The organism is Vibrio sp. 10N.239.312.D08 (genome assembly GCF_041466145.1).
In the GTDB taxonomy this organism is placed as follows: domain Bacteria; phylum Pseudomonadota; class Gammaproteobacteria; order Enterobacterales; family Vibrionaceae; genus Vibrio; species Vibrio crassostreae_C.
This window is the reverse complement of sequence record NZ_JBFSSD010000053.1, coordinates 20585-35305: the sequence shown is the minus strand read 5'-3', so window position 1 is coordinate 35305 and position 14721 is coordinate 20585. Positions and strand designations below refer to the sequence as shown.

General features: G+C 45.3%; 12 protein-coding genes and 1 pseudogene. 7 read left to right on the top strand and 6 right to left on the bottom strand.

What is annotated here, in order from left to right; translation table 11 throughout:
• Positions 1–165 precede the first annotated feature (165 nt).
• Positions 166–1803, bottom strand: coding sequence for a methyl-accepting chemotaxis protein (locus AB6D58_RS20830; protein ID WP_017071371.1), 1638 nt, complete (start codon positions 1801–1803; stop codon positions 166–168).
• A 259-nt stretch (positions 1804–2062) separates the two neighbouring features.
• Here AB6D58_RS20830 and AB6D58_RS20825 point away from each other — a divergent pair, with 259 nt between their 5' ends.
• Positions 2063–2488, top strand: coding sequence for a DUF3010 family protein (locus tag AB6D58_RS20825; RefSeq protein WP_372158334.1), 426 nt, complete (start codon positions 2063–2065; stop codon positions 2486–2488).
• A gap of 103 nt (positions 2489–2591) precedes the next feature.
• Here AB6D58_RS20825 and AB6D58_RS20820 read toward each other — a convergent pair whose 3' ends face one another.
• On the bottom strand, positions 2592–3491 hold the full coding sequence (locus tag AB6D58_RS20820) for a DMT family transporter (protein WP_372158332.1): 900 nt from the start codon (positions 3489–3491) through the stop codon (positions 2592–2594).
• Between the two features lie 124 nt (positions 3492–3615).
• Between AB6D58_RS20820 and AB6D58_RS20815 the strand changes: the two genes are divergently transcribed.
• Entirely contained in the window at positions 3616–5043 is a 1428-nt protein-coding gene (locus AB6D58_RS20815; RefSeq protein WP_171732861.1) for an aminotransferase class I/II-fold pyridoxal phosphate-dependent enzyme, read from the top strand.
• Between the two features lie 116 nt (positions 5044–5159).
• On the opposite strand, the gene AB6D58_RS20810 is transcribed toward AB6D58_RS20815, so the two are convergent.
• Together AB6D58_RS20810 and AB6D58_RS20805 are read right to left on the bottom strand one after the other, a co-directional pair.
• Positions 5160–5708, bottom strand: a complete 549-nt coding sequence (locus AB6D58_RS20810; RefSeq protein WP_017069794.1) for a carboxymuconolactone decarboxylase family protein — start codon at positions 5706–5708, stop codon at positions 5160–5162.
• Between the two features lie 235 nt (positions 5709–5943).
• Positions 5944–6342: pseudogene (locus AB6D58_RS20805) on the bottom strand (GNAT family N-acetyltransferase); the annotation flags it as partial.
• Positions 6343–6615: 273 nt separating this feature from the next.
• On the opposite strand from AB6D58_RS20805, the gene AB6D58_RS20800 reads away from it, so the two are divergent.
• Positions 6616–7779 (top strand): amino acid permease, encoded by a 1164-nt coding sequence (locus AB6D58_RS20800; protein ID WP_372111426.1) that lies wholly within the window; start codon positions 6616–6618, stop codon positions 7777–7779.
• A gap of 121 nt (positions 7780–7900) precedes the next feature.
• Here the strand turns inward: AB6D58_RS20800 and AB6D58_RS20795 are convergent, their stop codons facing one another.
• A complete protein-coding gene (locus AB6D58_RS20795) occupies positions 7901–9880 on the bottom strand; it encodes a methyl-accepting chemotaxis protein (RefSeq protein WP_102398137.1) in 1980 nt (659 codons plus the stop codon).
• A gap of 518 nt (positions 9881–10398) precedes the next feature.
• Between AB6D58_RS20795 and AB6D58_RS20790 the strand changes: the two genes are divergently transcribed.
• On the top strand, positions 10399–10572 hold the full coding sequence (locus AB6D58_RS20790) for a hypothetical protein (protein ID WP_198591387.1): 174 nt from the start codon (positions 10399–10401) through the stop codon (positions 10570–10572).
• Between the two features lie 154 nt (positions 10573–10726).
• A complete protein-coding gene (locus AB6D58_RS20785; protein ID WP_017069790.1) occupies positions 10727–11311 on the top strand; it encodes a TetR/AcrR family transcriptional regulator in 585 nt (194 codons plus the stop codon).
• Positions 11312–11436: 125 nt separating this feature from the next.
• Here AB6D58_RS20785 and AB6D58_RS20780 read toward each other — a convergent pair whose 3' ends face one another.
• Positions 11437–13302, bottom strand: coding sequence for a fructose-specific PTS transporter subunit EIIC (locus AB6D58_RS20780; RefSeq protein WP_372158329.1), 1866 nt, complete (start codon positions 13300–13302; stop codon positions 11437–11439).
• Between the two features lie 328 nt (positions 13303–13630).
• Here AB6D58_RS20780 and AB6D58_RS20775 point away from each other — a divergent pair, with 328 nt between their 5' ends.
• Together AB6D58_RS20775 and AB6D58_RS20770 are read left to right on the top strand one after the other, a co-directional pair.
• On the top strand, positions 13631–13933 hold the full coding sequence (locus AB6D58_RS20775) for a PTS fructose transporter subunit IIB (protein ID WP_017070485.1): 303 nt from the start codon (positions 13631–13633) through the stop codon (positions 13931–13933).
• 7 nt (positions 13934–13940) lie between these two features.
• A complete protein-coding gene (locus AB6D58_RS20770) occupies positions 13941–14714 on the top strand; it encodes a PTS sugar transporter subunit IIA (RefSeq protein ID WP_017064943.1) in 774 nt (257 codons plus the stop codon).
• Positions 14715–14721 lie beyond the last annotated feature (7 nt).

The window sequence follows — 14721 nt, the reverse complement described above, 5'->3', positions numbered from 1 at the left end:
CTGAGCCCGTAGAGGACTTTCACCTCCTAGATCAACGCCATGCTCGGCGCACAAAAGAAAGCCCGCACTCATAGAGTGCGGGCATTTTTGTCGTTCACCGCTGATTAATGGGACTCAATACGAGCAACCATTATCAGCTCATATTCGTCTGTCTAATTTTGAAAATTACACTTCAAACTGAGACACAAGGCTATCTAGCGCTTCACACTGTTCAGCCAATGCCATACATGCATTTTCTGCGCTGCTTGCCATCTCAACCATTTGCATGGTGCTTTCAGCGATGCGTTGAACATTCTTATTCACTTCTTCAGACACTTGAGACTGTTGCGAAGCCGCCGTAGCAATTTGTGTGTTCATGTCATTCATCTTGCCAATTGAGTTACGAATCTCACTCAATGAAGATGCTGCAGTTCCTGCTTGAACAATGGTTTTCTCGCCACTCACTTTGCTTTCAGTCATCACACCAACCGCGTGTTTAGCACCCACTTCTAAGCGTTCAATCATTGATTGGATTTCGCCAGTGCTGTCTTGAGTTTTACTCGCAAGCGCTCGAACTTCATCAGCCACAACCGCAAAGCCACGGCCTTGTTCACCCGCTCGTGCCGCTTCAATAGCCGCATTCAAAGCAAGTAGGTTGGTTTGCTCTGCAATGCCTTTGATCACACCAAGGATTGAGGCAATGTTCTTCACGTCTGTGTCCAGCTCTTGAACAACACCGCCCGCGTTCTCGATATCTTGCGCAAGGCGTTCAATCGAAGTCACGGTCAAGCCAAGCGTGGTGTCTGCCGATTCCACTTCATGATTGGCAACATTACTGGCGGTTGCCGCATCTAATGCATTACCACTCACCACTTCACTGGTTGCTTGCATCTCATGAACCGCCGCCGCGACTACTTCACTTTCACGCTGTTGGTTCGATGAAAATTCAGCAACACTTTGCGTTAACGATTTAATGTTTTCCATCTCAGCGCGTACCGCATTCGATGTAAAAATAACTTGTTCGACGGTGACATGGATCTTGCCAACAAACTGGTTGAAAGCAGAACTTAAACGAGCGATCTCATCATTACCTTCGACCTTCATACGTTGAGACAAGTTACCGTCACCCGATGCGATCTCATTCATCGCTTTCTCTACGTTCTGGATTGGCTGAACGATAAACCGATTGGATAACCACATAGCGAAAAGTGCAGCGAAAACAGCAACGGCCATACCCACTTCAATGATCAACTTACTCGATTCAATAGAGTCATCGGCTTGCTGGCGAAGCTCTTTCTGTTTCAATTCGATCAGAGTTCGGATATCGCGCAGTTGAGTACGAATGATCGCAAACTCTGCGTCAAGCGCTGGCGAGTAATCAATATTGTATTGGTCTGCGTTTGCTGGATCAGCGAACATTGGCTCGTGCAGTGCCACCCACTTGCTCATCGCGTTAACAAGCTTTGCTAACTCGCCACGTGAAGATGGGTCCAACACGCCCGCTTGATACAAGGTTTCGACACTTTGAAAACGAGGAACCGCTTTGTAAGCGTTATCTTTAAATTCAAACTTTTGGTACTCGACCGCCGCTTGGTCTTTCGCAAGCAACAGACCTTGTGCCGAAGCGATAATTTGGTAGATATCTCGGTAGCCATCTTCTAGGTTATCTAGCACTGGCTGAACCACATTATTGAGCTCGTTATTAATCGCAGCCTGAGCATTAGATCTAATGACATTAAGCACAGTAACGGTAGAAAAAACAATCACAATCACCAACAGCGGGATCGCGATTTTACTCTTAATCGAAAGATTATTGATATTCATTGGGATTAATAACCACACTTCAAATAGGGATGCGCGCGCAATATACAGCACACATATAAAATCCCGCTAAGCTTTTGTGAGCTTCATCTCATAGCAAACGATACCGTAAATTCGTGTGATGCTTTTTCAATCAAAGGTTAACTTTCGGCGACTAAAATACTCTCTGATTTAGACTTATTTGCTGCTGATACGCGCAAATACTGGAGAAGTGTTAGAAATAACACCATAATGTAGGGCTCTAAAATAAGTAGGTAAGAACATGAAAATTTGTGGTGTTGAAATCAAAGGTAACGATGCAGTCATCTGTCTTCTTTCTCTGTCAGACGGCGTATTTAACATTCCTGATTGCCGAGTTTCTAAGGTTGCGATTAGCGACGCAAACGACACACAGAATATGAAAGACTTTCAATTCTCTTTTGCAAAGTTAATGGAAGATTACCAAGTAGAAAAAGTTGTAATTCGCCAACGTCAGACTAAAGGCAAATTTGCTGGCGGTGGCTTCGGCTTCAAACTAGAAGCAGCAATTCAGTTGATCGACGGCCTAGACGTAACCGTTGTATCACCTGCTGACATCAAGGAGAGCCTTAAGCGCAACCCTCTTTTGATGAAGTTCAAAGAAACTGGCCTTAAGCAATACCAAGAAGCACCGTTTACAACGGCTTACGCTTGCTTGATGAAACGCTAATCAAAAGTCGCTAGCCAATATTTTATATAGAAAGAGCCTGAATATTCAGGCTCTTTTTTGTTTCTAGTCATCGATTTTTAGTAGGATGAGTTTGGTATACAAACTACCGCTCTAACACTGTTCGCCTACGAGCCTTAATTAACTCAGGCTTTTTCACCACCAAATAAACCGCCGCAGCAGACAAGGCAAAGCCCACCGCGCCATACATGTCGAACGACTCACCGAAAATAAGCCACGCTTGGATTGCTGTCGTCGGTGGCACCAAGTAAAAGACCGAAGCCACACTTGAAGATGCACCGTGCTCTACCATGTAAAGCAACAATAATATGGCAACACAAGACAGAACAACCACCAGCCAGATTAGAGTTAGCGTGAATTCTACAGTCCAGTTTACCTGCATGGTTTCATAGCGCATTGCGAACGGCAGAAACAACGCCGCAGAAGCCAAGTATTGCACCATCGCACCGCCGACCATATCTGTCCCCTGACAGAAGCGCTTCTGATATAGAGTGCCGCAGGTAATACCCACCAAAGAAACCAAACACAATAATGTTGCCAAGCCTTTTTGGTCGTCTGACTGCCATTCAATATTACCCATCAACACCAAACTAATACCCGCAAAACCAAGCGCTAATCCCAACCACTGTGCAAAATTAAAACGCTGCGAAGTACAGCTGATCATAATCAAGGCGGTCAGAATCGGTTGTAAGCCAACAAGTAGAGAGCTCAACCCGGCGGGCATACCCATATCAATCGCCAGATAGGTGCCACCAAGGTAGAAACCATGAATCAAGATGCCAACCACACTTGCGTGGAAGAATGCTCGACCACGAGGAATACGACGCTTAAGGATTGCAATCAAAACCAAGAACAGCGCCACGTTGGCCACCATCCTCAATGAAAGTAATGTTGCGGGTTCCGCGTATTCCACACCAAGACGTGCGCCGACAAAACCTGACGACCACAATATTACAAACACAAACGGAATCATTTTAATCAGCATTACAAACCTCTGGTCAACTCTTCATCAATGCTGTTACCTTAGTTGGGTACAGATAACTAATAAAGATACAGATATAACACTTTGAATGGTTACAGATTGAGAGTGAGCAACGAGGGAGAAAAACGTGGAAGCAGAACTCAGCGGCAATAAATACCTTGCTACCGAACAACATATTAAGGCTCAGATCGATAAGGGGCTCTTTCATCCAGACGATCGCCTTCCCTCGATCCGCCAGTTAAGCGAACAGCTTGGCGTAAGCAAAAATACCGTAATTCGCGCCTATCAAGAACTGGAAGCCACAGGCTGGGTTTATTCAGTACCTAAATCTGGCTATCGCGTGAAAGCACCGAACACCACCAGCTGGGATGCATCAAGCCAACCTCAAAAAGTCGATCTGTTGTCTGTCACCAAATCGGTACTCTCTCGTCCAAAAGGTCGCCTGAAACTGTTGGCAGGCTCCGCGCACCCGAACATCAACAATCCTGCGATTCGTAGCTTGTATGCCGAGATTGGCCGTCACAGTCGATTACAAACTCAGCTTCCCGGTTATTACCAATTACCCCCCGGCGACGAGCAATTAGTAAAGCAATTGTTAAAGATCACTCATGATCTTGGTGTGCCTGCGGGATCGAAAGAGATTGCAATTACTCATGGTGCTCAACAGGCGATCAGTCTAGCTTTGCGTGCGCTCACCAAGCCCGGCGACATCGTGGCGGTCGAGTCGCCCTGTTATTTCGGTAATCTACTTTTACTTGAATCACTTGGATTGCAAGCCCTTGAAATCCCAAGCAGCGTTAGCCACGGTATTGATATACCATCCCTACAGAGTGCGTTGGACAAATGGGAAGTGAAAACCTTACTGCTAACGCCAAACTTTACTAATCCAACCGGTTCACGGATGCCATTGGCGAATCGAAAAGCATTACTGGAGATCACCGGATCTTTGCCAATTATCGAAGACGATGTGTTCGGTAGCTTGGCATTCGATACACCAATCGCTAGCCTCAAAGAGCTTGATGATCAAGATAGAGTCATCTACGTCAACTCACTGTCTAAAACCTTAGACTCACGCTTGCGAATCGGTTGGTTATTGTCGGGGCGCTACCAACCTTTAGTCGAAAAGTACCTTTTATGCGACAACATGGGCAGCTCAAACCTGATGCAATCCGCGGTAGGGCAATTCCTCACTACCGGTAAATATCGCAGCCACTTATCCAAAATGAAACGGCTCTACCAAACCAACCAAAAGCAATTCCAAAGCCTGTTAATACAAGCACTAGATAGCCACCCACACCTTGTCGGGCAATACCACCTATCAAAACCGGAAGGCTCTTTTTTAAACTGGATAACACTGCCTGAATCGGTCGATAGCTACGCGGTCTATCAAGACTGTTTAAAGCATAAGTTGGGGATTTTACCCGGAACAGTATTTGGCACCAACGACCAATATAAACACTGCTTGCGCTTTACTGTTGCCAACATTGAAGAGAGCAAAGAGTGGAAAGAAGGGGTTGTGACACTAGCGAAGATAATCGCTAAGCACGTGCGTTAGGTTACCTTTCTAATTACCATTTAGACCAAAACAACAAAGCCCCATTCTGTGAAGAGTGGAGCTTTCATCATTATCATATCTTGAGTTGCTTAAATACGATGGTTAGTTAAATACGATTACCCTTGCCAAGCGAACTGTTCAAAAACTTTGTCGACTGGCGTTTTAGCAACGTGGTTTACGTAATTACTGATCACTTTCTGAGACAGGCCAAGAATCACTTCTAGCACTTGTTGCTGACCGTAGCCCGCTTCGAAAAATGCTGCCATTTCACTTTCAGGCACATTGCCGCGGTTACGTACCATGCTCAGCGTAAAATCATGCAGGGCTTGCAGCTTTTCAGTGGGTAAATCTGTGCGATTACGCAGTGCTTCGGTGATTGCAGGATCAACCTTCATTGAATGTGCAATGCCAGTGTGTGCAGGAACGCAGTAGTGGCATTCGTGTTCAACGTTGATGGTTTGCCAAACAACCGTTAGCTCTTCAGCATCGAAAGATGAGTCACTAAACGCCTGATGAAGCTGAGTGTAAGCCTTAAGTGTGTTTGGAGATTCAGCCAACACACCAAACAAGCCCGGCACTCTGCCCATCTGCTTTTTAGCGCCCTCAAGAATAGGTTGGCTTTGCTCTGGCGCGGATTCTACTGAGTGAATTTTGAAGTTGCTCATTGCTCTATCCCTATCAATTTTCGGTTCTAAAGTTATTCAATCACGGAGCAATTAATGAATGTTCTCCGTTGGTGTAAAACAATATAGATCAAACAAGAACGATCGTTCAAGTGTTGTTTTGAACAGTTGTTCAATTTATACATTGAAGCCAGAAGAATATCTTCGTTCATAACAAGAAAGCCCAACAGGCAAACACCTGATGGGCTTTCTCTTTTTCTCAATTTTTTGCAAGCGGCTACCAATATTCTGCGTGAGCCAAGCCTTTAACACAACTCGACTTGCCACTTGTTACTTTGATTTCACCACCAGTTAACAATTGAGCCAACCAACCGTGAGGGAAACTCAATTCAAAGGGCGCTGGGACCTGCTCAACGGTAATTTGCCCAAAGCCCACTTTTGAATAGTAGTCAGGATCACCGTACGTCACTGCAAGCTCAATACCCTGCTCTTTTAGAAACTGCAAACCGAAGTTAATCAGGCGCTGACCAATACCACGCTTTTGCATCTGAGTGCTCACAGCCACTGGCGAAAGCAAATATGCCTTGGTTTCATCATCAAATGAAAGCGGCGTAAAGATAATCGCACCCACAATCGTACTATCCGCATCCGACTCACTAGAATCGTCTTCAATTAGCTCATAAACATACTTCTTTTTAACTGAATTTTGCCAATTTCTAAATCATTCAATAATGGACGAACGTTAACTAAACGATAAATAAACTCACCGAGTGAATACTTAAATCAACCACACATATACACCAGAAATTCCTGCTTAAATTTTTTAGAAAAATTCAAAATTTATTAGAAATTAACCCCTAACTTTACTGAGTAATTTGTTAGGCTTGGCAACAAATATTTACAATCCAACAAAAAATTAATTGGATACTTTGAGGTTGCTTTCTTGAATATGAAATTATTCGGCAGTTCTTTGATTCTGTCAGGAACTGCATTAGGGGCTGGCATGCTCGCTATTCCCATGGTGTTGGCCCAATTTGGCTTCATGATCAGCTCAGTGCTGATGCTACTTATCTTTATCGGCACCACATACTCTGCACTCCTCCTGGCAGAAGCATGCACTAAAACTAAAGACAACAGTGGCATGAGCAGTGTTGCTTACCTCACTCTGGGCAGCAAAGGTAAACACTTTATCAATGCACTCTTTTACCTGTTGCTAGTATGCATGTTGATCGCTTATATCTTGGGTGTCGGTGACATCATTCATAAGCTACTGCTCGACGTTGGTGTCGATGTATCAGCATCCGTTGCGTATACCATTTTCAGCCTATTGATGGGTGCTATCGTCGTCTCGGGCAAGTCTTATATCGACAAACTGAATCGCGGGCTATTCATCTTGATGGTCGTGATGCTGTTTATCGTTATCGCGTCATTATTTAGCAACATTCGCCTTGATTACCTAACTCAAACCAGCCAATACACGGCCAACGACGTGGTGCAATACAGCGCAGTTATCTTTACTAGCTTTGCCTCTATGGTGGTGATCCCGTCACTGGTTATCTACAACCGTGAAGCAACTCAAAAGCAGATCCGCAATATGATTCTGCTAGGCTCAGTGATTCCATTAATTTGCTACCTAACTTGGTTATTCGCGATTATCGGCAACCTTGGCGCAGACGCGATAAGCCAGTTCCACAATATCTCTGAGTTGATCTCTGCGTTCAGCGGCCAATCTGCTTGGTTGAAAGTGGTTATCGCTCTGTTCTCTGCTCTGGCCTTGGTGACTTCTTTCCTCGGCGTGTCGATGGCGCTTTACGACCAAAACAAAGATGCGGTGACCAACAACAAAGCGTTGGCTTATGCGCTAACCTTCATCTTACCTTTGGTATTAGCTGAGCTGTTCGCTAGCCAGTTTGTAAGCATGCTGGACTATGCAGGCATGGTCCTGGTGTTCCTAGCTATCTGGGGCCCACTCGCAATGGTAGTTAAGGTTCGCAGACCTGACTTCCCTCACCTACAAACCGAAGGCAGCTACACAGCAGCCGGTGGCGACACGGCATTAATGGCGACATTTGGTTTTGGTGCGTTGATTTTCGTGTCTTGGTTTATGGGGTAGATCCCCATTGAATGGACTATCTGTTGCCATTTAGAAGACAGCAGATACAAATAGCCCGTTAGTCCTGCTATTAAAAGTAGAGACTAACGGGCATTTTACTTCTTATTGGAGTGCTTGCTAGTTAGCTCTTAAACGTACTCGCAATATCTTTCAATGAAGCTGCTAACTGAGCTTGTTCTTTGGCTGTTGCAGCTATTTGCGTTGCACCTGTCGTAGATTCTGTCGACTTCTGCTCTACTGCCATGACGTTTTGAGCAATATCTTGAGTCACTACCGCTTGCTCTTCGGTAGCGGTTGCGATCTGCTCAGTCATGCTAAAGATCTCGCTCACCGATGCTGAGATACCTTGTAAGGTGTGTTCCACCTCTTTTGAATCCTCAACCGCTTTAGACGACATCTTCTGACTGTTATCAATCACATTAAACGCGGTTTGCACATCAGACTGTAACGAGCTGATGAAACCTTCAATTTCAGCTGTCGACTGCTGAGTACGCTGTGCTAACGTGCGAACTTCATCAGCCACTACCGCAAATCCACGACCTTGCTCACCCGCTCTTGCCGCTTCAATTGCCGCGTTCAATGCTAACAAGTTAGTCTGTTCAGCGACGGACTTAATCACATCAATCACACTGTTGATGTTATTACTGCTCTCGTGTAAGTGCGTGATCTTTTCCGCTAGATCATTAATTTCAGATGCCAGTTTTTCGATAGAGTGGTAAGAGTTTTGAACCGTACTCAAACCTTCTTGAGACTGCTCATCGACCAGTTTAGCGGAACTTGCTGTCTGCTGAGTTTTAGCCGCCACCTCATTTACCGTTGCTGATAACTCTTCTGTCGCCGTCGCAACCAAGCCAATTTGGTCTTGTTGTTGCACTAGCGTGTTCGAATTGTAGTGACAGGTTTGTGAGGTTTCTTCAGCGGCTGAAGCTAAGGTCAGACTCGACTGAGACAGGTTGTCGATAACGTTTGAAAACTTCTCTAGCGTTTCGTTGAGTGCCGAAGAGATCTGTCCAAGCTCGCTGTTGCCAACGAACTTAGCGCGAACTGTTAAGTCGTTGTCATTACGAACCTTAGACAACATCACTGTAAGATCTTTTACTCTCATCGTCAGGTCTCTGATCGCCTTATAGCTCACGAAGGTCGCGAACAAGGTTATCAAAGCAAACAGACCAATACTCATCATCATCGCAGACTGCGCCTCTGACATTTTTTTCTCTGTCAGTGCGATAAGCGACTCTGCTAGGCGGTTTTCTGTTTTCTTTAGCTGAACAATACGAGCGGTAGATTGCGAGAACCAGTACACAGGATCAACATCAAAACCGCTCATCTTAGATTCAGCCAAACCACGAAGCTTTTCTACTTCTGCCACCGAACGATCATTCAATTGCTGTTCAAAGAAACGAACGTTAGCTGGGTTACTCAATACCTCAAAGTTTGAGAAATAGGTATTTTGCTCAGTCACCAAAGAGATGAATTTAACCAACATGCCTGGGCCAAATTCATTTTTAGAGAAGGTATTATTTAGGACAGCACGCTCGATACCCGCTCGCTCTTTACCTTGTAAAAAGTTGTAGTAAGCGATGGTTTCAGTGGTGATGGCAGCATCAGAGCTAAGCTCAGCAATTAACGCCGATACGCTCAGCAGCTTTGCATTCAGTTTGGTGTAGTAACCCAAAGCTTCAGACAGAGGAATCGATTGAGAATCCACTCGATTTCGAATAGAAGTAATTTGATTTAGGCTTTGGCTTATTTCAGTGTTCAGCCGAGTGATCTGCGGTAAATCGATTTCAGCAGATTGCCAGTATTCGGTTTTCAGATTACGTCTATTATCTGCACTGGCTCTTTGTGCACGTAGTTCACTGACAAACTTAGTGCCCTGTGAGCCGATAAACCCAGCCGTCATTCCACGCTCTTTTTGTAACTCATGCACAAGTTCACTGTACACAACCGACAAACGGGTAAGTTGGTTTAATGAAGACAATTCACTGGTGGTTTCTACGCCTTTTGAAATCGCAGAAACGCTAAGCCATAGAAATCCCAAGATCGGTAAAATAAGCAAAGCGATGATTTTTTGCTTAAAAGACATATCGGTTAATTTCATTTTCATTTCCTAGCAGCTAACAAATCTTTTCAGTCATCTAACTCGCACACCCTTAATAAGATGCGCCTCAATTGTGACTGTATAATTATTCAACTTGATCAATGTGCATCAATTACCGTGCCACACAGATCGGTAGCCGCTGAAAATAACATTTAACCTTATAAAATACATTGGATTATCGACAAAACTGTTAGCTAACCGACTTAACTGTGCGAAAAGTACGTGCAACAACATTTTATTGACGTAAGCGTCTGAAAATTGACATCTTTTTTATAACCCCAAAGGGGTAGCCTTGCACCAATTATGTGCTCACGGCTAACAACATATTCGTCAATAATTGTTCGTTCAGCGCTAAAACGGTATCTATTTCAGCGTTAACTGGCTGTCTATTCCTTGCTAACGATCTGTCTACTCTATACGAACTAACTATCTACTCCTCACTAACTAAATATGTATAATGCCGAGCTTGTTAAATTGAGGATCGCAGCAAATATGCGACAACAACTGAGAGATGTTTTATGAATTGTCCCGCTTGCGAAGAGCAAATCGGTTGGGAATGGGTAGAAGAGGCAGCAATCGAACCGAATGAGGAATTCGATTGCCCAGAGTGCCAAGAAACCTTGATGTATACCATCGATGAAGGCACCTATTACGGCGCGCAACATAAAACCGTAGAAGTAGTCGACGCGTAAATTACAGCCTTATAGCGACAAGCTGACCACTTTATTTCAAATACTTAGCAAATAACTAAGCTAAGCTACTTACTTTCTTGCTGGCTCTTCTTTACTAGAACGGGCGTTCAGCATAAAATATTGAACATATGTTCAGATTAATGAAGTAGATGTTATGGCCAAGACAGCGAAGTTCGATAGACAAGATGTAGTAGATAAAGCAACGAACCTGTATTGGGAAAAGGGCTTTCATGCGACTTCTATGCGTAACCTGCAAGACGTGATTGATATGCGTCCGGGCAGCATCTACGCGACGTTCGGCAGCAAAGAAGGTTTGTTTAAAGAGACGCTTGCTCGCTATACCGAACTTGGCATCCTCAATCTGAACCGCTTCCGCAGCGAAACGGATTCTCCAATCAAAGCGCTCGAAAATTTTGTAAAACGTGCGGTTGTCGAATCAAAACAAAGTTCGCCAAATGGCATGTGTATGCTGGCTAAAACGGTCGCAGAACTGACTGATGAACACGCAGAGCTATTAGCAGAAGCGAAGAAATCACTAAAGATCATGGAAGGTGAGTTCGCCAAGTTGATTACAGAAGCGCAAGAACTGGGTGAGATCAGTAAAGAGCGCGAGCCTACTCAACTTGCTCGTCATGTTCAGGTTCAGATCGCAGGCCTGCGTACTTACGCCAAAACCTGTGACGATATCGATTTGCTCAACTCAATGGTTGAAGACGTATTTAAGTACCACCCTTTTTAAGGGCTGAACTTATACATTAGAAAGCGATACAAAAAGACTCCACTTTCACCTTAACCGGCCTGAGCGGAGTCTTTTTAGTTTTGATCTAGTTAACTTTATAGATGATAAACTTTGCGGTTTAAGGATTACACCTTTCTCATGATCAACGCTTGCGCATTAAGCATCGCTTCCTTAGTACTGACATCTAAGGTTTTCACGTTCGCAAAGCGTTCTACTTCTTTAATCGCCACGTCGTGAGCAAAGATCACCAGCCTCGCCCTTTCAATATCTTTCTGCGTGATACGATTGCCTATTCCGTTAGCACCCTGCGTTTCGACTTTAATCCGAACCCCAAGATGATGCGCCGCCTTTTCTAAGGATTTCGCTGCTAAGAAAGTGTGGGCAACGCCTGACGGACAAGAAGTGATCGCCAATACATCCGCTTGCCCCTCTTCTGTTACCGAGCCACCCGTGAACTGATTAGAATTCGCTTCGCCTTCGACCACGTTCTTTTTCAGCAATATCACAATCAGAGCCGTCGTTAGAGCCCCTGCCAGCGTGCCGACGATATAGCCAATCTTGCCATCCACCACCGGCAGCACAATCCAGCCGCCCCATGGTGCATGGTTCACTACATGGAACATAAAGCCGACCACGTTACCAACTACGCCACCAGCAACAACAGCAGGCAGAACGCGCGCAGGATCGGCGGCTGCAAAAGGAATCGCGCCTTCACTGATGCCAATCATTCCCATGATGCCTGCGGCTTTTCCGGCTTCGCGTTCGTCTCGTTTAAACTTCTTCGGCGATATAAAAGTCGCCAGAGCCATGCCTAATGGTGGCGTACAGATCGCAATACCGACGCCACCCATCAACCATGGCTGAGTATTAACCTGAGTTTGGGCAAACAGCGTTGCGACCTTATTGATCGGGCCGCCCATATCAAAGGCCGTCATTGCACCTAAAATACTGCCCAATACCATTTTTCCGGAGCCTGCCATGCCCGTGAGCATTTGGTTCATCTCAAGCATTACTTGAGCTATCGGAGAGCCAATCACCCACATCACCGCACCACAGGTCACGAAGGTGCCGACTAATGGATAGATGAAGATAGAGCTCAGCGAGATCATGCTGTCTGGCAGTTTGATCTTCTTAAGTAGATTCACCACAAAACCAGCGAAGAAACCGACCACAATTGCACCGAGAAAGCCGGTATTGTATTGATTCACCGCAACCCAAGAACCAATCATACCGGGCGCTAAACCCGGTTTGTCGGCCATTGAATACGCGATGTAACCACCGAGCACCGCTGTAAACAGGGTTAACCCCGCGATGCCCATCTGTGCGATATCTGCTAACACACCGCTTTCAGGTACTGCACCATGACCCGACATCATCACCGACAAAGACAAAAGCACACCACCTGCAACCACGAAAGGAATCATGTGTGAGGTGCCGTATAATAAGTGTTCTTTGAGGCGATTAAGAGATTGTGCCCAAGGGCTTAGTGGTTCGACATACACTTCATGATGGCTAGATGCGTAGCTATCGAACGATTCTGAATTGGCTTCAAGAAACAGCTCTTGAGCTTCCTCGACAGACTCGACTGCCTTTAATTTTGTAACAAAGCCATCTTCGATAAGCCTGGTCGAAATCTGAGCCAGTACCTCGATATGGTGGTCGTCGTTGTTGTCTGGTGAAGCGAGCATAAAGAACACATCCGACAGCTCGCCGCCGTCTGCGCCATAATCGATGCCAGAACGGCTGATACCTACCGCCACCGCAGGTTTAGCTACGGCAGCACTTTTCGCGTGTGGAATGGCGATGCCATCGTCAAAGCCAGTATTACCGATGGCTTCACGCTTCCAGATGTCGTCAAGGAATTCACGTTTATTAGAGAGCTTACCGGCACGGTCGAGCAGTTCAACAAGCTCTTCAAATACCGCCTGTTTAGAGTCTGCTTGTAAATCTAAGCAGATGATCTCGGGCTCGATAATGTTGGTGATATCCATATACTGCTCTGCCTCGCCTGATTTCAGACTGAAGTAATTACGTAAGTGATAAGGTTAATAAGATGAAAAGATTAACGGTGTGAAGGCACTCAATATATAGGACGAAAGGTGCATTAACTGGATTATTGTAACCAAGAGCTCAGAGTGTGACTTTCACCTTGGAATAAAAAACGGCAATCCATAAAATCCCCAGAACCCATAAACATATCGTCCCTCCTCTATGCGAGCTTTCTATACTGAAGTTCCCATACAAGATAGCTTTTGCAAGGTAGCTTGTGAAAGGTAGCTTATGTAACGTAACAGAGACGAGATTAAGCCGAGAATAATAATGAGAATTGTAGCGGTAACTGCGTGCCCTACAGGCATTGCGCACACCTATATGGCAGCTGATGCTCTAAATAAAACAGCCCCTAAGTTCAACGTTTCAATCAAGGTTGAGACGCAAGGCGCTATGGGTATTGAAAACTTACTGACCGCCCAAGATATTACCCTCGCAGACAAAGTGTTGATCGTATCTGATATCGACATCGAACAACCAAGCCGATTTGACCCAGCTAAAACCGTATTTGTTCCAATGGAAGAGGTGTTGTTGAGTGTCGATAAAGTTTTTATTAAGCATTGTCGAACTTAAACTTTTCATGAACGAATACCAGATCACCTTCTTCGTTAACGATCCTGCCGCGAACTCACATGTCGCGCAGCCGCTGACTCGCTTAGCGAAGAAATTCAAAAGCAACATCCGCATTATCAACATCACTCAAAATCGAACCGCTGATCTCTCCAAATCCGTCGCGATGCTGCAAGTAGGTTTACTTCGTGGTGATTTGTGCCAGATAACCGCGGTCGGTATTGATGCGGAGCTTGCCTGTTTCGTTCTCAAAGACATAATTGCAGAGCATTACGACATGGTTGGCTCACAGGTGAGCCATGAGTTCTCTAGCGATCTAATTCAGCGAATGCCACAAATATGCCCACCTTGTGATATCAAATGGCACCACGCTAAGGCGCAAACCCAACTGACCAAATTTGAGTGCTTGAAAGGGCTCGCTCACCTTGTTTACCCAGAAGACCCAGATGAATTGATTCTGGCATTTATTAAGCGAGAAGAACGCTCTTCAACCTGCGTGTCACCAGGTATCGCACTGCCGCATGTGATGTTTGAATCGACTCAAGATCTCTCGATTGCGGTTATCGTCAGTGACGACCCAATTGACTGGGCATCACGTATCGGCGAAGTGCATGTGGCCATTGCTCTTGTTCTGCCAACCAAGCCACAGCGTGAGCACATTGTCGCGGCGACCAACCTAACTCGAAACCTGCTTCACGATCAGGTCAATGAACGTCTGCAAAAGACTCGAAGCAGTGTCGACCTACAAGCCTTGTTGATGTATATCTCTTCACGTCTGATTTGATTACCAG